We start from the raw sequence: 21036 nt of genomic DNA on the forward strand, positions 1-21036 counted from the left end.
ACAAAATTGCTGCTAAGAATTATCACTTTCGGAGTTAGTATTTTGGGGGCGAGTAGCAGCTTGGATCTGTTCTGCTTCCCGATTAAACTCGGTCTTAAATTCCTGGGAGGCTTCTTGAAACTTGCGGATCGCCTCTCCTAAACTGCGACCCATTTCGGGTAATTTTTTCGGACCAAAAATCAAAAGTGCTAATACCAGGATGACAGCCATCTCTGGTAAACCCATGCCAAAAATATTCATTTAATGTCTCCAGTAGTTGGGAAGTCGCCTAGGGTATAGTCCCTGTTAACAGGGAACTTGGGGCTAAAAATATGGCGATCGCTAGTTCAATATGATTCCCAGGGAGAGCCGCACATAGCCATTAAACAAACCTGACCAGAAATCCATAGCGATCGCCAATTTAGCCAGTTAGTAGATTTGCGCCTCTCCCGGACCCTCAACTTAGCGAGTTAGGTTAGCCCAGTCCACGCTGACATTTTCGAGAATCAGTGAGGAGTTATAGATCTGTAGGATAATCAACAGAAACACGAAGAATAACCCCATAAAAACTCCCATCAGGGGAGTAGTACCCCAACCGGGGGCAACCTTACCATATTCTGAGTTGAGGGGTCTGAGTCGATCGCCTAACCAAGTCCTTTGTGCCATAAGTCACCTTTAAATGGGTTGAACAGCAAATTTTAATGTTTCGTAATATTATATAAGAACAAGGCTCATAATTGAATCAAATATCATGGAACCTGCAATAGCTCTTAACATTTCCCTCGCTGCCACCGTGGTAGCGATCGCTGCCTATGCCATTTATACCGCCTTCGGTCCTCCCTCGGAAGAACTCAGTGACCCCTTTGAGGATCACGAAGACTAATGGCAGCAGCAGTATTTCAAGCATAACCGACTGTAGCCCGGTCCGTTGATAGTGCAAGATCTGATAGGATCGAGACTCTACAACCTTTTAGACAAGACCAGCATGGGCAACACATTTGGGCATTTATTTAGGATCACCACCTTCGGTGAATCCCACGGTGGGGGGGTTGGAGTCATCATCGATGGCTGTCCTCCCCGCCTCCCCCTAGACATCTCAGAAATCCAACAGGAATTAGATCGTCGCCGACCCGGACAAAGCAAAATTACCACCCCTCGCAAAGAAAGCGACACCTGCGAAATCCTCAGTGGGGTATTTGAAGGGCACACCCTAGGAACCCCGATCATGATCATAGTCAAAAATAAAGACACCCGCCCCCAAGATTATGATGAAATGGCGAAAAAATATCGCCCCTCCCATGCCGATGCTACCTATGATGCTAAATATGGGATTCGCAATTGGCAAGGTGGCGGTAGGTCTTCCGCTCGTGAAACTATTGGTAGGGTAGCAGCAGGTGCTATAGCCAAAAAAATCCTTAAACAGGTCGCCAACGTGGAAATCATCGGTTATGTCAAACGCATCAAAGACCTAGAAGCAGCGATCGATCCGGCAACCGTTACCCTTGAACAAGTCGAAAGCAATATAGTCCGCTGTCCTAACCCCGACAGCGCCAAACAGATGATTCAACTAATTGAAGACATTAGAGACCAGGGGGACTCCATTGGCGGCGTAGTCGAATGCGTAGTTCGTAACGCTCCTACTGGACTAGGTTCGCCAGTATTCGATAAACTAGAAGCAGACCTAGCCAAAGCCGTCATGTCCCTACCCGCTAGTAAGGGTTTTGAAATCGGCTCTGGTTTCGCTGGCACTATGCTCACAGGTAGTCAACATAATGATGAATTTTATATTGATGACACTGGAGCCGTCCGCACCCTGAGCAATCGTTCCGGCGGTGTCCAGGGGGGAATTTCTAACGGAGAACCCATAATTTTGCGAGTTGCCTTCAAGCCAACTGCTACAATTCGTAAAGAACAGAAAACTGTCACCCGTGAGGGCGAGGAAACCACTCTGGCAGCAAAAGGACGACATGATCCTTGTGTTTTGCCCAGAGCAGTTCCTATGGTAGAAGCAATGGTTGCCTTGGTACTCTGTGACCATCTATTGCGCGATCACGGTCAGTGTAGAACTTTAAATCCTGAAGATTAAAACATGGAAACCATCACCCCATCTTCTGTGTTGGCAACTGGTCGAGATAACCCAGACTCCTGTGATCAAAATCCCGATGATTTTGTGGTGGAGTTTTGGGGAGTTCGCGGCAGTATCCCCACCCCAGGAAAAGATACCATCCGCTATGGTGGTAATACCTCTTGTTTGGAAATGCGTATTGCCGGAAAAAGGCTGATTTTTGACGGTGGTACTGGGTTACGCTCCCTGGGTGATTCCCTAATACCACAAATGCCTATGGAAGCCTATATGTTTTTTACCCATTACCACTGGGATCATATCCAGGGTTTCCCCCTGTTTACCCCGGCTTTTACCCCGGGGAACTGCTTTCATATCTATGGCACTATCCCCCCAGATGGAGAATCGATGAAAAAGCATTTCATCGATCGCGTACTTCATCCTAACTCCCCCATTCCCCTGAGTGGATTACAAGCAGATCTGAGGTTTTATGAATTGAAACCGGGGGACACTATGATGCTTGATGATATCAAGATTGAAACCGGACAACTGAATCACCCCAATACTGCTATGGGGTATCGTGTCACTTGGCAAGGACGAACTGTGGTCTACTGTTCCGATACAGAGCATCTGCCTGATGGCTTGGATGAGAATGTGGTAGAATTGGCTCAGGGGGCTGATATCCTTATTTATGATGCTATGTATACTGATGAGGAATATCATAATCCTAAGTCTCCCAAGGTGGGTTGGGGACATTCAACCTGGCAAGAAGCAGTGAAAATTGCGGAGGCGGCGGATGTGAAACGGGTGGTGATTTTTCATCATGACCCTAGCCACTCAGATGATTTCCTTGACCAAATTAGCCATGAAGTCCAGGCGGTTTTTCCCAAGGCAATTATGGCTCGTGAAAGGTTGATTTTGCCGGTGCATAGTTAGCGATCGCTCCCCATAGTATCGGAATTCAACATTTCCAACAATCGCTCAAATTGGAAGTTTTCCACAATACTGGTTAAAGTCTTGGCTAAATCTGAATGCTCTGGGGGAATTTGTTTGATCAAAGATAAGATCATCATATCATTTCCTAATTGAGCAGCATAGTGGATTTGCTCTAACCATTCTGCTGGCATCATCGCCAAGGTCTCGGTATTTATGGCTACATGGTCATGGTTTTGAGGTTCGGAAGTGGCTACGGCGGCAGAGGCGATCGCATTTGGTTCATCAACTTGGTATTTGACCCCCAAATATTTAGTCAGGGTTTCTAAAACTTGTTCCCGCCGAAATGGCTTACTAATAAAGTCATCACACCCGGCATCAATACAGTTTTGTCTTTGTTCAGTAAAGGCACTGGCTGTAATGGCAACAACTACCGGAATAGCATCAACTTCAGACTGTTTAATATATTGGGTGGCTTCAAACCCATCTATCACTGGCATATGCATATCCATAAAAATTAAGTGGGGATGCCACTGTTGCCAAAGTGCGATCGCTTCCTGTCCATTTTCAGCTTCCCGAACCTCAAAACCCACATCCTGCAATAATGTAGTGAGTAATAACCGATTAACTGGGTTATCTTCCACCACCAAAATTCGATAGTCTTGCTGTCCCGGTGCTAACCGACAAGCCTGATTTAATGCATTCTCAGATTCATTAACCATCTGGTCTGCCACACCCACGGGAATTTGGAAACTAAAACAACTACCATGACCCAGTTCACTACTTACCTGAATTTCACCCCCCATTAAATTCACAAATCTTTGAGATATCACTAATCCCAGACCCGTCCCCTGTTGCGATTCTCGACCCGATTGGGTTTGCTTAAATGCTTGGAATAAGTCATTAATTTCTTCCGTTGCAATACCGCATCCACTATCTATAATCTCAAACCTCAAGTAGGTATTACTCACCCCATTATCCTCAAATAACCCTAGGTCTTCATCAACTTGACCAACCGACACCTTTAAAGTCACTTCCCCTTCCCGGGTAAACTTAATAGCATTACTAATTAAATTCACCAATACTTGGCGCAATTTACTTTCATCAGTTCTCACGAATTTCGGCACCGACTCTTCTACCTGGAAATTGAGAGTTAATCCCTTCGACTCAGCCTTGAGTTGCAACATGACTTGAATAGCTTGTAAACAGCGTTTAATTGCAAACTCAGTCGGGTTACAAGTAATCCGTCCCGCCTCGATTTTTGACATCTCCAAGACATCATTAATTAACCCTAGTAAATGTTGCCCACTTTGATTAACAATTTTAATATATTCTTGATGTTTGGCTGCTAAAGTGCGATCGCGTTGTAGCAATTGAGTAAAGCCTAAAATAGCATTAAGAGGAGTGCGAAGTTCATGACTCATATTAGCCAAAAACTCACTTTTAGCCCGGTTAGCAACATTAGCAGCATCAGCAACCCGTTTTAACTCCGCCGCCTGTTTCTGAGTTTGTGCGAACAATTCCGCCTGTTTCACAGCCACTCCTAGCTGATTAGCAATTTGAGTAACCACCTTAGATTCTGCCGTTTTCCACTCTCGCGGACCATCATTTTGATACACACATAATAATCCCCAAAGTTGATATCCTTGAAAAATTGGACTAATGATATATGCTCGGATTTGAAATTGTTCTAAAAATTTCAGGTAGCAATCCGAAAAACCCGAATTGTAAATATCTTGAACACAACAACAACTTTTCTCTCGTGAGTAAAACCCTCCCTGAGTTTCTTTTAAGTAAGTATCCTCAATTAATTCGTGAGAAGAGCCTAGTTTTTTGACAATACAATGATCTTCATCTACTGTATTCTGTGTAGTCGCTTCTTCTCCCTGATTTTCGCTCAGAATTTTCTGCCATCCCGGACTCACAGACTCTTTGATTATCACCCCACTCCAGTCAGCATTAAACCGATAAATTAGGGCACGATCTACTTCAATTGCCGTCCGCAACTCATTAACAGTTGCCTGAAAAATTACCTCCAAATTCAAACTTTGTCGCATTTGTGAAATCACCCGATTAATGGCTCTCTCCTGGTCTGCCATAAGTTGCATAGCTATTTCTGTAGCCATGCGCTCTTGAATTTGATTTTCCAGGGCAATATTAATATTTTTGAGGGCTGATGTTCGTTCCTCAACCCTTATTTCTAGGTCTTCATAGGCTTGATTTTTAGCTTCTTCTGCCCATTTTCTTTGTAGTTCTGTAGCTGCCCTGGATGCGAAAATATTGAGGACAGCTTGCGCTAGTTCATCTTGGACTAAAGGCTTCACATCTAAGATAGATAAAATCCCGATCGCTTTCTGATTTTGAGCCATCAATGGAATGCCCAAATAACTGTGAACATTCAGTTGTTTAAAATATTGATTTTCTGGAAAAATTTGTTGTAAATTGTCTGCATATAAACAAACTTTTTGAGTCTCTAAAACTACCGCACAAGGGCTATATTCTAATTCATATTCATGATTATCGGCGAAATCATCTTGAGACCAAAAAGCCAGAGTTCGTAATTTTAGCGGTTGCTCATCGCTGACAACTTCGGTAACAAATACATAGGGAATATCTAAACATCTAGCCAGGTTCTGCACTAAAGCCGGGAAAAAATCCGCCCCAGTTACTGATGCCGTCCCCATGACAATTGCCCGCAAAATTTCTTCGGTTTTTTGCCGTTCTTGAATTTGCTTGTGCAGTTCCTGATTAACTGCTTCTAATTTTTCGGGGGTTTTTAATGACAAAAAATAGGGTAATATCTCCAGTAATACTATGGCTGTATATACGGAAATTGCCGCCGTGATTGCTCCTTCAAATCCCGACAACCAATAATTAGGAAACCACAGAGTCCAAATATCGAAACCATGACCAATACCACAGAGAATAATAAAAGCACCAAATAGCTTAAAAATATTTAAAAATGGCAGGTCTTGGCGTTGACGGAAGAAGTAAATTAGCATCGCCGGAATTGAAAAATAGGCGAACACAATTAACCCGTTACTAATGACATGAAGTGCAACCAAGGAAGGTTGCCACAGATAACAATGACCGTGGGGTATATAGAAATTGGATGCCAAAAAATGATCTAATAACTGTGGCACTGTTCTCTTCTCCGAAACCAACGGATCAAACTAGATGACAAAACTTGAGAGTATGCCGATACTACCTTTAATCTGTACCTAATCTGTACCTAATATGTACCTAATATGTACCTTGAATATTGTAGCGTTGATGAACCCCCAGCCTTGATAGATCATCTTTAAACTACTAATTTTCCGAGCAGCTAATATCAAAAAACACTTTGATTGAGAAATTCCAGATAAGACTGGCTAAGTTCCTTTACCGCTAACTCATAGAGTTTCTGACCATGCTCCGGGGTAGCTAGACTAGGGTCTGAACCCATGCGACCGTCGGGATAGTTATGGCGAAAGTTAGCCGCACCATAGATAGGATGACCTTTAGCAACATTAGGGTTGAGGGGTGCTTTTTTAATGGACTCTGGGTAGAGGTACTGGGTAACTGCTACCTCGCTGGGGGTAGCGTGGGAACCTTCACTATCCCCATAAAGTTCTTTAGCTAGTCTATAGACTGATGGACACATAAACCAGTTACCAACCCGGCAACGAATGCGATCGCTATTTGCTAAGTTAAGATCAGCTAGGTGGGCATAGGTTTCGGAAAAGGCAGCTTTGAGAGTCGCAATATTACCCCCATGACCGTTAATAAAGAAAAATGTCGTAAACCCACTTTTAGCCAAGAATGTGATATAATCCTTGATTACCCTAATCAAGGTACTAGGTTGTAAACTGATGGATCCTGGAAAAGCAGTATGGTGGAGCGCCATACCCACATTTAAGGTAGGACCCACTAAGGCTTGGGTAGCCTCTCCTACTCCCTTAGCGATCGCTTCCGCACAAATGGCATCAGTGCCAATTAACCCCGTCGGTCCGTGTTGTTCCGTTGATCCAATCGGTAGGATAATCCCTGTAGACTTCTGGAGGTAAGCCTCCACTTCCGGCCATGTGCTTAGGTGTAACAACATTATATTTGTATATTTTTATCAACTTATTAGACATTCACAACAATATTTTAATCTAATCCCATAGCTTAACCAAAACATTACTTTTCCTTTACCTAAAGTTAACCCATCTCAAATACGATGGAAGGTAGCTCCACTAATGATCCACGAACATTTAACAACACCGGGCAGATTGGGGGTGGAAACTAATGTTGAACAACCTGGCCATTAAGCCAGAGTCAGAGACAACTGAGGTGCTTGCGGGTCGGGTCAATCCCGATCAAATGTTTGTCATTGTCAGACACTCACAACTCCTCGAACTCATAAATAATGGAGAACATACCTTTGTCGGATGGATGGTGATAGATTAATTTTCCTCATAACTAACCCACTTGGGGTTGAATTCTCTAAGTTTTGACAAACACCATCATCCATCCAGGAATAAATACTTATGTTTTCCCCAGATTTGAGTAAGAAGTCTTACCGCTCAGATGTCATAGATACTGGACATATCTTGTTGCTGGAAAATGAGGAGCCGTGGCGGGATATATTATCCATTGCTCTGGAAGAACAAGGCTATAAAATCGTGATTGCCCAAGACAGCCGGGATGCCCTGCCTTCGATTTCCAATACGGGAGCAATTACCGCAGAGTTTCCCTTTAACCTTCTCATTTTGGATGCAACCAATGGTTTAGATCTGTGTCGTATGTTACGGCATCATGGTCAATCTGTGCCAATTTTAATTATTGGTAACAAAGAAAACGCCAACAATTGTGCATTTTATTTAGAAGCCGGGGCGGATGATTACCTGACCAAACCCTTCAGTATCCGTGAGTTTATAGCTCGGTGTCGTGCGTTAATCCGTCGCCAAAGAATAGGGAAATTTCCAGGACCTGTGATGCTTCAATATAAAGATATCATCCTATATCAAGAAGAATGTCGGGTGATAATTCGGGGTGAGGAAGTTCAACTCTCACCCAAACAGTTTCGTTTGCTAGAATTATTTTTGAGTTATCCCCGTCGGGTTTGGTCTCGTGAACAACTTTTAGATGTAATTTGGGGTACAGATTTTGTAGGGGATAGTAAAACTGTGGATGTTCATATTCGCTGGTTACGAGAAAAGTTAGAAGTTGAACCGAGTAAACCAGAATATATCATTACAGTCAGAGGATTTGGGTATCGGTTTGGGTAAAATTATCAAAGGTTTTATAAATAGGCAGATTTATGGCTTCTTATAAGCGTCGAGATTTTTTGCTGTTTATTAGTGCGGGTATGGGGGCGGTGGCTCTCAAGGGCTGTCAGCCATCAGAGCCGGGTAATGTGCTGAGTTCATCAACTACGGAAATATCGTCATTTTCCCCAAGTTTTAAACCTGTCAAAGGTCCTATGCCTTTGCCAACCTACGAGACGATAACCGTTGCCGATCATCAAGCTATATCAGGAAAATATAGTCAGTACGAGATAATTGATGATTTGGTACTTCCGGAAGGGTTCACCTATGATGTCATCGCTACTTGGGGGGAGGCGGTGGGTGATTCTCGTTGTGGGTATAACAATGATTATTTGTCATTTATACAGACTGGTAAAAATCAGGGTTTTTTAACTGTTAACTTTGAGTACGTTAGCGCGAAACCATGGTTGGAAACTTACGAGGAGGTGATAGGGCGATCGCTACCAATGGCGGTAGTTAAACAGGCTTTTGAAGCTGCCCAAAGCCAGAGTATTGATGCTTTTTCTTTGCCCGCACAAGACCCTCTCAGACAAGCAATTCTGGAGATTTCTAAAGAAGGGTTAATCGACATGGGAATGGGGGTAATTTCCCTAGGTCGAGATAGTGAGGGTAAATGGGTACGGACTTACTCATCTGTCGATCGCCGCATTACTGGAATTTCCGGTTGGACTGATGGACGGTATCTCAAGGCTACAGGTCCAGCGGTGGGAGTTTTTCGCCAGGGGGGAAGGGGTTATAACGATCGCCTCGGAGATAAAATCATTGGCACTTTCGCCAACTGTGCCGGGGGAACAACCCCTTGGGGAACAGTATTAAGTGCTGAGGAAAACTTCCAGAGTTATGTCACCGAGTCGGTACATCCCGATGGTACATCTTTCTCCCCTTCGGATACTCCCTTTTCCACCACTAGGGGTCTCGGTAACGTCTTAGGACTAGCCGGGAACAAATATGGTTGGATTGTAGAAGTAAATCCAGCCGACCCAGAAGATTATGGCACTAAACATACTTGGCTGGGTCGTTATCGCCATGAAGCCGTTGGTGTCAGGGTAAAAGCCGGAAAACCTCTAGCTTTTTATTCGGGATGCGATCGCCGTAGCGGACACTTATATAAATTTGTCAGTAGTGACCCGGTAGTTGACCCAAGCGATCGCCAAAATTCTCGCCTCTTGACCAGCGGAATGCTATACGCCGCCAAATTCTACCCAGATGGCAGCGGAAAATGGATTCCTATGGCCCCTAATACAGCCGTTAACCCCGACCCAGCCAGTGTTCATATAGGGGGAGCCTTAGCCTTACCATTGCGCCCAGAAGGGGGCAGTTTTGTGGCTACCACAGATGAAGAGGTGGAAACCTTTAAGAAACAGTACAAAACCTTGGGGGATTTGTATTCAGGAGACCCACCAACCAAACAGGGTGCGATTCTAATTGATGCTCATTTAGCAGCCAGTGCCGCCGGAGCCACTTGTTGCGCCCGTCCTGAAGATACTATGATTGCTCCTGATGGTTCCTTATATATAGCATTTACCTCTGGAGGTGGCGATCCGGGTGGTGAGGGACCAGATGGGCGGATTTTTCAAGGTCCAGGGGGAGTTATTCCCCATGAACCAGGATGGATAGTCCGCCTGATTGAAAATCATGGAGATCCGGAGGCGCTCAGATTTCGGTGGGAAATGTGGGCAGCAGGTGGCGAAATTTCCGAAGGTGGGTTAGGATTTTCCAATCCAGATAATTTGGAGTTTGATAGCCAAGGTAATTTGTGGATGGTCACAGATATTAGCACTGGCTCTCAAAACAAACCCGTCCCCCCAGGTCGGGTAAATCAAGCCGGAGATCCTTTAGCATCGAGAGATCTAATCGGTCTATATGGTAATAACTCCCTGTGGTGTTTGCCAACTTCCGAACCAGATGCGGGTCAGGCTTATCTGTTTGCGATCGGACCCATGGAATGTGAATTGTGCGGACCATTTTTTAGCCCCGATCAGCAAACTCTATTTTTAGCCGTCCAACATCCGGGAGAGTATAATGGTAAACGCCGAAATATGGCATCCCAAGTTCGTGAGTTTGCCATGACTGGTCTGGATGGTCAGGAGTTTATCCAAACCCGTGGGGTTCCCATCGGCTCTAACTGGCCAGGCAAAAACCCCACAGACCCCCCCAAGCCCTCGATTGTGGCAATCCGTAGACAAAATTTGGGTGCGATCGTTTAATGTGAAATCGTAATCACCTACTGTTAGGATGTGATACTATTGGTTCATTCGAGCTGGGGACATCCTCGCTTAGGTCTTTTTAAGTCGGTGTGAGATTTGAGATGATGAACAAAATTCTATGGAACACTCTCAAGCAGAGTCCAGGCGTTCTGGGTGCTGCTCTTCTGTTAAGCACAAGTGCTGCATTAGCAACAGAAAGCCCTTCAGCCAAGCTGGTTACTACTTCCGAAGTGGCATCCCTAGCTTCAGATGCAGCCGAAGGAGTTAATCAATTTAGCCCGGATGCCGATTTCACCTTAACCATGGCAGTTACGCCAGAGGTCGAGAACACGGCTCCTCTGTCTCAGGATGTAATCGATTTAGGTTTTGAGTCCTCTACAGAAACCCAACAGGTGGCTCAGGTACAACCTGAGATGGAACAGGAACTCAGAATTGCCGACCTAGAACAAATCAATCTATACAGTGAAGTTGCTGACTCTATGGAGCAGGTGACTTCTGTATCTCAACTGTCTGACGTTCAACCTACAGATTGGGCATTCCAAGCCCTTCAGTCTTTGGTAGAACGTTATGGCTGTATTGCAGGTTATCCAGACGGAACCTTTAGAGGTAACCGGGCGATGACTCGTTTTGAGTTTGCCGCTGGTTTAAATGCCTGTTTGGAACGGGTTAACGAATTGATTGCTGCTTCTGTGGCTAATTTGGTAACTCGCGAGGATTTGGCGGTTCTGCAACGGCTACAGGAAGAGTTCGCGGCGGAATTGGCAACCTTGCGCGGCCGTGTGTACGCTTTGGAAGCACGGACGGCTGAATTGGAGGCTAATCAGTTCTCCACTACTACCAAACTGCGCGGGGAAGTAGTATTCTGGCCTGGGGATAGCTTCGGCGATCGCGCTAGACATAACGTGGCTGGAGGTCCCTTTAGCCGAGCCAGTGATGACCCCACCGAAACCTATCTCGGCTACCGGGTTCGTCTGAACTTTGATACTAGCTTCACCGGCGAAGACCTATTGAGGACCCGTCTGCAAGCGAGAGATATCCCCAACCTCAGCAATTTTGACCTGACCAATAGCTTAATGTCTCGGACTGCTATTGATGGCAATTCCAATGGGATAGAGCTGGATGATTTGTACTACCGTTTCCCCGCCTTCAATCGTCGGGCGCACATCTTTATCGGTGCTAACAGCCTTGATTTAGATGACGTAATGGATGTGATCACCCCCTTTAACAGCGGTTCTAATGCCTCAATTTCTCGGTTTGGTCAGCGTAACCCTGCCATTTTCCGGGGCCCAGAAGGTGCAGGGGCGGCGGCTAAGTTCGCCTTTGGTAATGATCGTCAGTTCAAACTGAATCTGGGTTATTTGGCAGGTAACGCCTCCGATGCTACTGCTGGTAATGGCTTATTCAATGGTAGCAATACTGGGTCGGCTCAGTTGGTATATCAACCCACAGAGCGCCTGGGTTTTGCGGTAGAGTACGCCCGTAAATATTTCACCAACGGCGATGTCAATATGGCCGGTGGGACCGGAAGCTGGATCGCCGATCGCCCCTTTGGGGATAATGCCAGCACCAGCGATAACCTAGGCTTCCAGTTTAACTGGCGGGTAGTTGAGAAGTTCGAGTTGGGTGGCTGGTTTGGCGCTACCTGGGCTAGTCAACAAAGAAATGGCAGTGACAGCGCCACAGTTCTTAACTGGGCTGTGACTATGGGCTTCCCAGATGCTTTCAGTGAAGGAGATTTGGGTGGTATTGTGATCGGAATGCCTCCGAAAGTTACCTCTCACGACACCACCGCTTTGGAAGATCGCGATACTTCCTTCCATATTGAAGCCTTCTATCGCTATGCTTTCAACGACTACATTTCCATCACTCCTGGCTTCTATGTTTTGACCAATCCTGAGCACAATGCCCGCAATGCTAATATTGTGGTAGGAACCCTGCGGACTACTTTCCGCTTCTAAAATAGGGGCATGAAAGCTAAGAGTTTCCTGGAGGGAGGAGTAGGGGCGGGTTGAGGCAATATGGCGATCGCCTGGTTAATTCCCAAATGACCACCGCGCGGAGCCAACCTACACCCCCCATATAACTCCCCTCTGGGTCTACAGCTTTAGCTGCCAGATTTTAATGGTTTTATCCTCACTACCACTGGTGAGGATTTTGCCGTCTGGGGTGAGGGCTAGGGCTGTGATCAGGTCTCCGTGACCCCAAAGGGTAGTGATTATTTCCCCGGTGTTGAGATTCCATAAAACAATGTGATCGCCTCCAGCAATTAAAGTTTGGCCATCTGGGGTAATCACTAGGGATTTCACCGGGCCTCTGTGTCCCTCAAAAACCCGCAGTTGTGCCCCTGTATTCGCATTCCACAAGCGCACGGTTCCATCATCACTAGCGCTGGCGATGGTTTCACCGTCGGGGCTATAGGCGATCGCATTAATACTATCTCCATGGCCAGTAATTGTCAGTCGGCGACTACTACCACTGACATTCCATAATCTGATACTGGCATCTGCACTAGCACTAGCGAGAACATTACCCTGGGGATTGAAAGCCAAAGCATTAACCGGGAGGTCATGGGCGAGAATAGTTGATAATCGCCGACCATTGGTATCCCACAGAATAATAGTCCTGTCTTCGCTAGCACTAGCTAAAATTTGACCGTTGGGACTAAAAACCAAAGCATGGACACTTCCTGTATGTCCTTCAATAGTACGTTGACGCGATCCCCACCACATACGGATAGTTTTATCATTACTACCACTGACCATAATCTCTCCATTGGGGGAGAATGCTAGCGCCCTTACCCAACTCGAATGGACGCTTTCGGGATTAACAACCTCTCCAGAATGGATACCCCAGCGTCGAATTGTGCCAAAAGTTCCCGCAACCAGAGTTTCACCGTCAGGGGCGATCGCCAAAGCATAAACGTGCCCTAAAGCCTCCTTATGCCCCAGTAGCCACATACGATTAGGCCACCCTCTAATCACCAACAGAGGGTTAGCCGGAATTAAGCCATAGCGCCGATAACCGTCTACCTGGGTATAAATCAACCCCCCCATGGTCACAATCACACTCAGAATACCAATAGCCTTGAAGGGAATCTTAATTTTCAGTTCACTGAGGCGGATTTTCGCCTTCAGCTGTTCTTTCTTTTTACCTTTGGTATCTGATTTGGGATCTTCTCTTTCATCACTATCGCGGGGTGGCGGATTAAGTTCCACTTCAGCTAAACACTGGAGAACTACCCCAGGGTTCTGGGGGCGATTTCCCGGAAATGGTGCCATCAGATAATCAAGAACATCCGCCAATTGTTTCGGGATATTTGGCGCACCCTTACGCCACAAAAGTTTCCCAGTGCGAGGATTTTCTGGGTAAGCCGTGGGGGGTTTTCCCGTCAACAGATAAACAAAAGTCCGACCCAGGGCAAAAAAGTCCGACTGAGGTACTGCTTTCCCGTTCGTTTGTTCTGGCGGCGTATAACCAGGAGAGACAATTCCTGTGGCGCGTTTCTTATCATTATCCTGTTCGCCGGGGCCATCTGAACTAAACCCCATAATTGTCTCGGTCACTTCCCGCGCTGTGCCAAAATCAATTAACACCAGTTGGCCATCAGGCTTTCGCATGATGTTTTGAGGTTTAATATCTCGGTGAAAATACTGTAAGCTGTGGACGCGATCGAGAATTTCCACCAGTTGTTTTAGCCAATCCATGGCTAATTCTGGGCTAATCGGTTCTTTTTTGCGCTCCTTCATCCACTCCTGAAGGTCTAACCCTTCGATTTTCTCCATGACTAAACAATGCAGCGGCGACTCATCTTTCGGCATAAAGGTAAAGTAGCCATCTTTATCTACTTTAGGGATGCCAGGATGACTAAGTTCGCTCAAAACTTTCGCCTCTTGTTTAAACAGAGCGATCGCCTTGGGATGTTCTTTGAGGAGAACTTTTAAAACTTTGCGAGTCTTATCTTTTTGGTCGAGAATCTCAAAAGTCTGACCAAATCCTCCCCCACCCATCTTTTTGAGAACACGATAACGACTCTGTATAAACAGATCAGAGCCACACTGAGCGCAAATGCGTCGTTTGGCATTCGACTCATCATCAGGTTTAGGGCATTTGGGATTGAGGCAATAACTCACGGAAACACCTTAAAACTTGCAAGCCCTGCCTGTTCAAAGCAGGGAGGAAAAGCCCAGCTCGGCTTTAGCCACCTACCGTCAAAATCTATCCTATAAGGACTGCTGTTATTTTTGATAATATTAGCCCATAGCGCTGCAACCCAGTATAACATTTTGGTTCGGCCGACACGATAAAAACTCGGAAGCTTGGTAGCCCCGTCTCTTTAGAGCGGGGCAGAAAAGCGACTCGGCGGCTTTAGCCGCCGTCAGGTATGGTGAGGGTCGTTGATGTAGGCCATGATTCTAGCTGTACTCACTTTTCCTGTCGTATCATAGAAATACGCTCTAGTCCACAGAGAGGGCAGCTTGCACAGGTGGGGGAACTCCTGCCTGAGCAGCCTGGAAGAACGCACCTTCATGGCCTTGACTATCTGATGAATGGCGACCTGCGACCCATGCTCTACCAAGACGTGAACGTGGTCAGGGGCTATCTCCAATGCTTTGAGCCGCCACTCATTTTCCCGGGCTACCTCGTTGAGTATTGCGGCAAGTCTAAGCTTAACGTTGCTAACCAAAACCTTCTTCCGCCGCTTTGGAATCCAGACCAAGTGAACATGGGCAAGCCCTACCGAGTGGTTGCCGTGGCGATAGTTGATAGACTTATTCCTCATTGTCGAAGACTGCCTATGTGTCTACAAAATCAAATATAGTATGATGATTTTATGGCTAAAACCTTTGTAGCACAAGTAAACCAACTTCCCAACGACCCTCCCTTAAGGGCGGCGTTGGAGTTTCTTTGCACCGCTTCCAATAACCTCTACAACTGCACAGTCTATCTGGCTAGACAGTTGTATTTCAAAGCGGGAAAGTTCTCCAATGGACAATGGCTCTCCAGTCAGATGAAGCACAACGCTCACATGAAGGCACTCTATACCAGTGCTGCTCAGCAGACCTGCATCAGTGTGGGTGAAGCCTTTAATGGCTACCGAGAACTGCTCAAGCTGTGGCGTAGCGGCGGATTGGCTGAGAAACCCAAGCCACCCAACTATCGCCGCTCTGGCGGCTTGTTCGAGCTCAGCTACCCTCAGCGGTGGCTCAAGCTAGTCAATGGTCAAGTCAGGGTGCCGATGGGCAGGTCTTGTAAAGTTTGGTTTGACCTGCCTGAGATTTTTCTGCCCTTCCCGAGTAACCTAGACTGGACTAAGGTTAGAGAGCTTCAGATTGTGCCAAGGGCTGGCTATTTTGATGCGGTTTGGATTTGTACTGGTAAGCCCGTTGAGCCAGTCGCCTTAGACACTGAAAAATCGCTGGCCATTGACCATGGCATCAACAACTGGCTGACCTGCGTTGATAGCGAGGGTCATAGCTTTATCGTCGATGGTAAGCACCTGAAGGCGCTCAACCAGGGCTACAACAAGCGGGTTGCCACGATTAAGGAGGGGAAAGCACAAGCCTTCTGGTGCAGGCTACTAGACAAACTCACTGGCAAGCGTAATCGCCAGATGCGCGATGCCGTCAACAAAGCCGCTAGGTTAGTCATCAATCATTGCCTGAAGCATGGCATTGCTACCATTGTCTTCGGCTGGAATCAGGGGCAGAAAAGTGGGGCCAATATGGGTCACAAGGCCAACCAAAAGTTCGTGCAGATCCCGACAGCTAAGCTGAAGAGCAGAATGGCTCGGCTTTGTGAGGCTCACGGTATTTTGTTCATTGAGCAGGAGGAAAGTTATACGCCCCGTTAGCGTCAGCGCTAGACCTTGATGCCATCCCCGTCTACGGTGAAAAACCCGAGGGTTGGAAGGCTTCAGGACAACGCATTCGGCGCGGAACTTATCGCTGTGGTGCTGGCGTTGAAGTCAACGCTGACGCTAACGGGGCGTGGAACATTGGCCGCAAGGCAAAAGTAACGGGGATGCAATGCACCCCCGCAAGAGGCGTTTTGACTTCGCCTAAGCGTCTGAGAATTTGGGCTCTACCGGGTGGGTCAATCCTAGCTCAGAAGTGCTGTAATCCCTCCGGGGAATCCCCGTCGCTTTAGCGCGGGGAGTAGTCAATAACAAGCTACCAATAATGTGGCTTGCTGGTTGGGAGTCAACGTAGAAACCGGGTTACATTGATGTTTCCATAATGGGATGGAAGAAAAAGGCTATTCCTAAAACCATATACGCAGCCAGGAGCAAAACCCCTTCTAGCCAGTCTGAACGGCCGTCAGAACTTACGGAATTAGCGATCGCCACCGATACAGCCACAGCTATCAATTCAAACGGGTTAAAGTCCAAATCCATGGGCTGATTCAAGACCAACCCCGCCAGAACCAACACTGGTGCTACAAATAAAGCAATCTGTAAACTCGAACCGACAGCCACCGACACCGACAGAGCCATTTTATTCTTCATAGCAACAGTCACAGCAGTGGCGTGTTCGGCTGCATTTCCAATAATTGGAACTAGGATCACCCCGGTAAATAGGGGGGTCAAACCCAGACTCTCGGTGGCCTCTTCCAGAGTACCTACCAACAGCTCCGACTCAACCGCCACCATAATTGTAGCCACTAAAAGCACCACAATCCATAATTTTAGATTGATTTTATGGTGAGATTCCCCTGATATTTCTTCCCCTGATGCTCCCTCAAGTTCGTTTTCTGCCAATCCCACATCATATAAATAGGAGTGGGTTTTCATGGCAAATAGTAGGGTGAGAATATAAACTATAATCAACACTAGCGCCACCGCACCGGACAGAGTTTGCATGGTGCTTTCTTCTATGCCGATGGATGTGACATCTACGGCGGTGGGAACTAATATAGCAATTACTGCTAAGGTCATGGCTGAGGCATTCAGACGAGCCACGACTGGGGGAAATTCTTGTTCTTTGAACTTTAATCCTCCCAGAAACATGGCTAAACCCATCACCAGTAATAAGTTACCAATAATTGACCCGGTAATACTGGCTTTGACCACCTCTACTAATCCGGCTTTGAGAGCCACAAAACCGATAATTAATTCAGTAGCATTGCCAAATGTAGCATTCATTAACCCTCCTAAATTAGGGCCGAGAACTACTGCTATCTCTTCGGTAGCTGTACCCATCCAAGCAGCTAGGGGAATAATGGCTAGGGCGGCGGTTATAAAGATTATAGTGGCTCCCCAGTGCAAATATTCCCCCACTATGGAAATGGGAATAAAGATGAGCAGCAGGGAAATAATCTGATTGGTTTTTAGCATAGATAAAGAGGGTGAAAAATGCCGGACATTTAGTTTATATAACCCCAAATTAACCAGGTAGATTATATTGGCTCATCAAGCCAAAGGCTTATCTGTGGATTGCTTCGGGGTTTAATTATCATTAAAAATTAGCAGATTTTATCATTGCCAAAAAATCTGATTCTGATAAATTGGCTATAGCCAAATCTTGGGCTTTTTTTAGTTTCGAGCCTGGCTTTTCTCCTAGTAGTAAATAATCGACTTTTTTGGTAACGGAATTAGTGACTTTACCCCCGGCATTCTCAATCATAGATTTAGCTTGATCTCGGCTGAGAGTCGGTAATGTTCCGGTAAGTACAAAGGTTTTACCGGCGAAAGGTTGCGCTTGGTGAGTAGATTTGGGTGCAGTTGACGGCACACTGGTAAGCTGTAGACCGGCTTGTTGAAGCCGATCGCATAAACTGATATTAGCAGGATTTTGGAACCACTGATAAACAGAGGTAGCAATTTCCGCGCCGATACCATAAACGCCTTCAATTTGTGCAGAAGAAGCCGCCGCCAAACTCTGACAACTAGGGAAGTTTTGAGCGAGTAACTGAGCATTAGCTTTTCCGACATGACGAATACCTAGACCATATAATACTCGATGCCAGGGTTGTTGTTTAGAAGTAGCGATCGCCGCCAGAATTTTCTGGGCGGACTTTTCACCCATGCGGTCTAACTCAAGCAACTGATCCATATTAAGATCATAAAGGTCAGCGACCGATCGCACCAACTGAGCATCAACCAACTGCTGAACCAATTTCTCCCCAATACCATTAATATCCAAAGCTGGTCTTTGACACCAGTGAATAATAGAACCCCGCACAATAGCCGGACAAGAAGAATTAATACAGCGGGTGACTGCTTCGGCTGGTGTTTTGATCACAGTTTCGCCGCACTCAGGACAATGAGTCGGCATAGTCACCAGTTTAGCGCCAGTTGGTCGCAAATCTGGCAATACTCGCACCACTTCCGGGATAATTTCCCCAGCCTTGCGGACAATTACCGTATCGCCAATATGCAGGTCTAATTCAGTAAGGCGATCTTGATTATGAAGTGTAGCGCGTTTAACAGTTGTTCCGGCTAACTGTATGGGTTCAAGTTCAGCCACCGGAGTCAAGGCTCCGGTACGTCCCACCTGGAAAGTGACTGATATAATCTTAGTGGGCAATTCTTCGGCCGGATATTTAAGAGCGATCGCCCAGCGGGGAAATTTTCTCGTTTCTCCCAACTGTTTTTGGAGACTGAGGGAATTTAGCTTAACCACCACCCCATCAGTCATATAGGGTAATTCTCGGCGCTGAGTATCCCAAGCATCAAAATACTGCTGAACTTCCAGCAAAGATTGACACAGTTGGCGATTAGGATTAACTTTAAAGCCCATTTTTTGGAGCAACTCCAGACAATCCCAATGATCATGTAAATTTGGGGAGTCTAGGTGTAGGGTATAGGCGAAAAAATCCAAGCGTCGGTCAGCGACAATGCGGGGGTCAAGTTGTCGCAGGGTTCCGGCGGCGGCATTACGAGGGTTAGCAAATAGTGGCTCTCCGGTCTGTTGTCGCTCCTGGTTAATTTGGACAAAAATATGGTTAGATAAGAAAGCCTCCCCCCGAACTTCCACGACAGGCGGCGGGTTATCCAGATGTAATTTTAGGGGAATAGAGCGGATAGTTTTAACATTTTGGGTGATATCTTCCCCGGTGACTCCATCCCCACGAGTCACACCCCTAACTAATATGCCATTATGATAGGTGAGGGCGATCGCTGAACCATCGATTTTGAGTTCACAAATGTATTTAGGATCTTGGGGTAGTGAGTCACCCAGAAAGCGTCGCCATTTTTCATCCCAAGCCTGGAGTTCTGCCATATTAAAGGCATTTTCCAGGCTGTATAAGGGAATATTATGGGTTACGGACTGAAACTGAGCAGCGGGTTTTTCTCCGACTCTCTGGGTAGGACTATCGGGAGAAATTAGTTCTGGGTATTGGTTTTCGAGTTCTTGCAGTTCCCGATAAAGGCGATCGTAAACCCCATCCTCCATAATAGGATCATCCAAAACATAATAGGCATAACTAGCCCGTTGGACAGTTAGCCTCAATTGTGCAAGTTTTTGGGAAATTTCCGGCGTTGGAGTTTGGTGATTCACGATCACAGATTCAAATTAGACATTTCGCTAAATTTGGGCAGGTCTGAACTACCGTTTTTGTCGCCCTTGTAGCCATTTTCTTCACCAATGGATGAATTTTCGGGCAGATATTTCTCGCTTTCGCTGAGGATACGCCGTTCATTTTCTACCTGGAAAACGTTAGCGTATAGGTTAGCCACAACTTGTTTACCTTCCTGGGTCAGTTGTAGGTATCGCAAGGCGGCGGGAATATAGGGAAATACGCCATTCCAGTAGAATTTAGCGTAATTATTACGGAGGTCGCCGGGGGTTTTGTAGCCTAGGACTTTATTAGTACCGACTTCTTCAAATTCGTAGAATAGGGAACTAATCTTTCTGAGGTAGCGAGGGTCACTGAGTTGACCGATTAAATCAGCCGCGCGCGCCAGTCCTGAGTAATTATGGCGGTCTTGGTAAGTTTCATCAGCCGGGACGGGAAACCGGGTTAGTTCAATGTTGCGTTTAATTTGTTCGGCATCAATTAGTTTATGACCACCAAAGCGTTCATCTATGACTAATTTACCGCGATCGACATGGTAGGGGGTGAGACTGGCGGAGGTCGCGCCTGAACTTATGGAAACCATACCATCATCAATTCCTGTGGCATATAAACCATTAGCGTCTTGGTCTCGCCGACATACTCCTTTCACATAGCCGATATCATGACATAGGAGAGAAATGGTAAAGTGTAACCAGTCTTCTGGGGTGACTCCTCCCTCTCGAATATGCTTCCCGCGCAGAATTTCCTGTCCTACTAGGGTGACGAGCATAGTATGTTCGACATTGTGGTATAAAGCGTCACAGTTGGCGATATTTTCCAAAGCCATTGTACCCGCCCAAGCAATAATTTCGGGGTAGTCTGGTTTAAATCCCCCATAGGTACGGCGGTAGCCAGCTTGTAGGCGTTGGACGAAGGCATCAATGAGAATTGCAGTAGCATTAAACATACTCATAAATAACTCACAAACACGATTGGTTAATCCTGAGCATTGGGAAGCACAATATTAGTCTAGGGTTTTGACTAACTGTTTTCCGGTATTATAGGC

General features: G+C 46.2%; 17 protein-coding genes. 8 read left to right on the top strand and 9 right to left on the bottom strand.

Going from position 1 to position 21036, the window contains the following annotated elements; all coding sequences use genetic code 11:
- Positions 1–12: 12 nt before the first annotated feature.
- Both N39L_RS18020 and psbH read right to left on the bottom strand, forming a co-directional pair.
- Positions 13–240 carry a TatA/E family twin arginine-targeting protein translocase gene (locus tag N39L_RS18020; RefSeq protein ID WP_006618394.1) on the bottom strand — a complete coding sequence of 76 codons (228 nt, stop codon included), beginning with the start codon at positions 238–240 and terminating at the stop codon, positions 13–15.
- A 201-nt stretch (positions 241–441) separates the two neighbouring features.
- The gene (gene psbH, locus N39L_RS18025) at positions 442–645 is read right to left on the bottom strand and encodes a photosystem II reaction center phosphoprotein PsbH (RefSeq protein WP_006618393.1); all 204 of its coding nucleotides are present in this window, start codon (positions 643–645) and stop codon (positions 442–444) included.
- 85 nt (positions 646–730) lie between these two features.
- Here psbH and psbN point away from each other — a divergent pair, with 85 nt between their 5' ends.
- The 3 genes from psbN to N39L_RS18040 all read left to right on the top strand — a co-directional run bounded on the left by psbN (position 731) and on the right by N39L_RS18040 (position 2977).
- Entirely contained in the window at positions 731–862 is a 132-nt protein-coding gene (psbN, locus tag N39L_RS18030; protein WP_006618392.1) for a photosystem II reaction center protein PsbN, read from the top strand.
- A 102-nt stretch (positions 863–964) separates the two neighbouring features.
- Positions 965–2065: a chorismate synthase gene (aroC, locus tag N39L_RS18035; RefSeq protein ID WP_014275932.1), complete on the top strand. Its 1101-nt coding sequence runs from the start codon at positions 965–967 to the stop codon at positions 2063–2065.
- A gap of 3 nt (positions 2066–2068) precedes the next feature.
- On the top strand, positions 2069–2977 hold the full coding sequence (locus N39L_RS18040) for an MBL fold metallo-hydrolase (RefSeq protein ID WP_006618390.1): 909 nt from the start codon (positions 2069–2071) through the stop codon (positions 2975–2977).
- On the opposite strand, the gene N39L_RS18045 is transcribed toward N39L_RS18040, so the two are convergent.
- Together N39L_RS18045 and N39L_RS18050 are read right to left on the bottom strand one after the other, a co-directional pair.
- Entirely contained in the window at positions 2974–6117 is a 3144-nt protein-coding gene (locus N39L_RS18045; RefSeq protein ID WP_043468373.1) for a GAF domain-containing protein, read from the bottom strand. The two genes, N39L_RS18040 and N39L_RS18045, sit on opposite strands and share 4 nt — an antisense overlap.
- 188 nt (positions 6118–6305) lie before the next feature.
- The gene (locus N39L_RS18050; RefSeq protein WP_014275934.1) at positions 6306–7058 is read right to left on the bottom strand and encodes a creatininase family protein; all 753 of its coding nucleotides are present in this window, start codon (positions 7056–7058) and stop codon (positions 6306–6308) included.
- Positions 7059–7243: 185 nt separating this feature from the next.
- Between N39L_RS18050 and N39L_RS18055 the strand changes: the two genes are divergently transcribed.
- From N39L_RS18055 to N39L_RS18070, 4 genes are all read left to right on the top strand, one after another.
- Positions 7244–7405 (top strand): hypothetical protein, encoded by a 162-nt coding sequence (locus N39L_RS18055; protein WP_014275935.1) that lies wholly within the window; start codon positions 7244–7246, stop codon positions 7403–7405.
- Positions 7406–7485: 80 nt separating this feature from the next.
- Positions 7486–8226: a winged helix-turn-helix domain-containing protein gene (locus N39L_RS18060; protein ID WP_006618387.1), complete on the top strand. Its 741-nt coding sequence runs from the start codon at positions 7486–7488 to the stop codon at positions 8224–8226.
- Positions 8227–8258: 32 nt separating this feature from the next.
- Entirely contained in the window at positions 8259–10472 is a 2214-nt protein-coding gene (locus N39L_RS18065; RefSeq protein WP_014275936.1) for a PhoX family protein, read from the top strand.
- Between the two features lie 104 nt (positions 10473–10576).
- Positions 10577–12430 (top strand): iron uptake porin, encoded by a 1854-nt coding sequence (locus N39L_RS18070; protein ID WP_043468376.1) that lies wholly within the window; start codon positions 10577–10579, stop codon positions 12428–12430.
- Positions 12431–12568: 138 nt separating this feature from the next.
- Here the strand turns inward: N39L_RS18070 and N39L_RS18075 are convergent, their stop codons facing one another.
- Together N39L_RS18075 and tnpA are read right to left on the bottom strand one after the other, a co-directional pair.
- Complete coding sequence (locus N39L_RS18075; protein WP_014275938.1) at positions 12569–14602, bottom strand: serine/threonine-protein kinase; 2034 nt, start codon at positions 14600–14602, stop codon at positions 12569–12571.
- A gap of 245 nt (positions 14603–14847) precedes the next feature.
- Positions 14848–15252, bottom strand: coding sequence for an IS200/IS605 family transposase (gene tnpA / locus N39L_RS18080; protein ID WP_014275939.1), 405 nt, complete (start codon positions 15250–15252; stop codon positions 14848–14850).
- 51 nt (positions 15253–15303) lie between these two features.
- On the opposite strand from tnpA, the gene N39L_RS18085 reads away from it, so the two are divergent.
- Positions 15304–16323 carry an RNA-guided endonuclease InsQ/TnpB family protein gene (locus N39L_RS18085; RefSeq protein ID WP_014275940.1) on the top strand — a complete coding sequence of 340 codons (1020 nt, stop codon included), beginning with the start codon at positions 15304–15306 and terminating at the stop codon, positions 16321–16323.
- A 366-nt stretch (positions 16324–16689) separates the two neighbouring features.
- Here N39L_RS18085 and cax read toward each other — a convergent pair whose 3' ends face one another.
- The 3 genes from cax to N39L_RS18100 form a co-directional block, all read right to left on the bottom strand.
- Complete coding sequence (gene cax, locus N39L_RS18090; RefSeq protein ID WP_006617050.1) at positions 16690–17805, bottom strand: calcium/proton exchanger; 1116 nt, start codon at positions 17803–17805, stop codon at positions 16690–16692.
- 121 nt (positions 17806–17926) lie between these two features.
- Positions 17927–19978, bottom strand: coding sequence for an NAD-dependent DNA ligase LigA (gene ligA / locus N39L_RS18095; RefSeq protein WP_014275941.1), 2052 nt, complete (start codon positions 19976–19978; stop codon positions 17927–17929).
- Complete coding sequence (locus N39L_RS18100; RefSeq protein ID WP_172973411.1) at positions 19975–20937, bottom strand: Npun_R2479 family HD domain-containing metalloprotein; 963 nt, start codon at positions 20935–20937, stop codon at positions 19975–19977. The genes ligA and N39L_RS18100 overlap by 4 nt, the downstream gene beginning before the upstream one ends.
- Positions 20938–21036: the final 99 nt, after the last annotated feature.

The organism is Limnospira platensis NIES-39 (assembly GCF_026000695.1).
GTDB classification, from domain to species: domain Bacteria; phylum Cyanobacteriota; class Cyanobacteriia; order Cyanobacteriales; family Microcoleaceae; genus Limnospira; species Limnospira platensis.

What these genes read in the sequence shown, in the direction of transcription:
- N39L_RS18040 (WP_006618390.1), top strand. Translation starts at nt 2,069, where the DNA reads ATGGAAACCATCACCCCATCTTCTGTGTTGGCAACTGGTCGAGATAAC.
- psbN (WP_006618392.1), top strand. Translation starts at nt 731, where the DNA reads ATGGAACCTGCAATAGCTCTTAACATTTCCCTCGCTGCCACCGTGGTA.
- N39L_RS18060 (WP_006618387.1), top strand. Translation starts at nt 7,486, where the DNA reads ATGTTTTCCCCAGATTTGAGTAAGAAGTCTTACCGCTCAGATGTCATA.
- N39L_RS18055 (WP_014275935.1), top strand. Translation starts at nt 7,244, where the DNA reads ATGTTGAACAACCTGGCCATTAAGCCAGAGTCAGAGACAACTGAGGTG.
- N39L_RS18065 (WP_014275936.1), top strand. Translation starts at nt 8,259, where the DNA reads ATGGCTTCTTATAAGCGTCGAGATTTTTTGCTGTTTATTAGTGCGGGT.
- N39L_RS18050 (WP_014275934.1), bottom strand. Translation starts at nt 7,058, where the DNA reads ATGTTGTTACACCTAAGCACATGGCCGGAAGTGGAGGCTTACCTCCAG.
- aroC (WP_014275932.1), top strand. Translation starts at nt 965, where the DNA reads ATGGGCAACACATTTGGGCATTTATTTAGGATCACCACCTTCGGTGAA.
- N39L_RS18100 (WP_172973411.1), bottom strand. Translation starts at nt 20,937, where the DNA reads ATGTTTAATGCTACTGCAATTCTCATTGATGCCTTCGTCCAACGCCTA.
- N39L_RS18070 (WP_043468376.1), top strand. Translation starts at nt 10,577, where the DNA reads ATGAACAAAATTCTATGGAACACTCTCAAGCAGAGTCCAGGCGTTCTG.
- N39L_RS18020 (WP_006618394.1), bottom strand. Translation starts at nt 240, where the DNA reads ATGAATATTTTTGGCATGGGTTTACCAGAGATGGCTGTCATCCTGGTA.
- psbH (WP_006618393.1), bottom strand. Translation starts at nt 645, where the DNA reads ATGGCACAAAGGACTTGGTTAGGCGATCGACTCAGACCCCTCAACTCA.
- cax (WP_006617050.1), bottom strand. Translation starts at nt 17,805, where the DNA reads ATGCTAAAAACCAATCAGATTATTTCCCTGCTGCTCATCTTTATTCCC.
- N39L_RS18085 (WP_014275940.1), top strand. Translation starts at nt 15,304, where the DNA reads ATGGCTAAAACCTTTGTAGCACAAGTAAACCAACTTCCCAACGACCCT.
- tnpA (WP_014275939.1), bottom strand. Translation starts at nt 15,252, where the DNA reads ATGAGGAATAAGTCTATCAACTATCGCCACGGCAACCACTCGGTAGGG.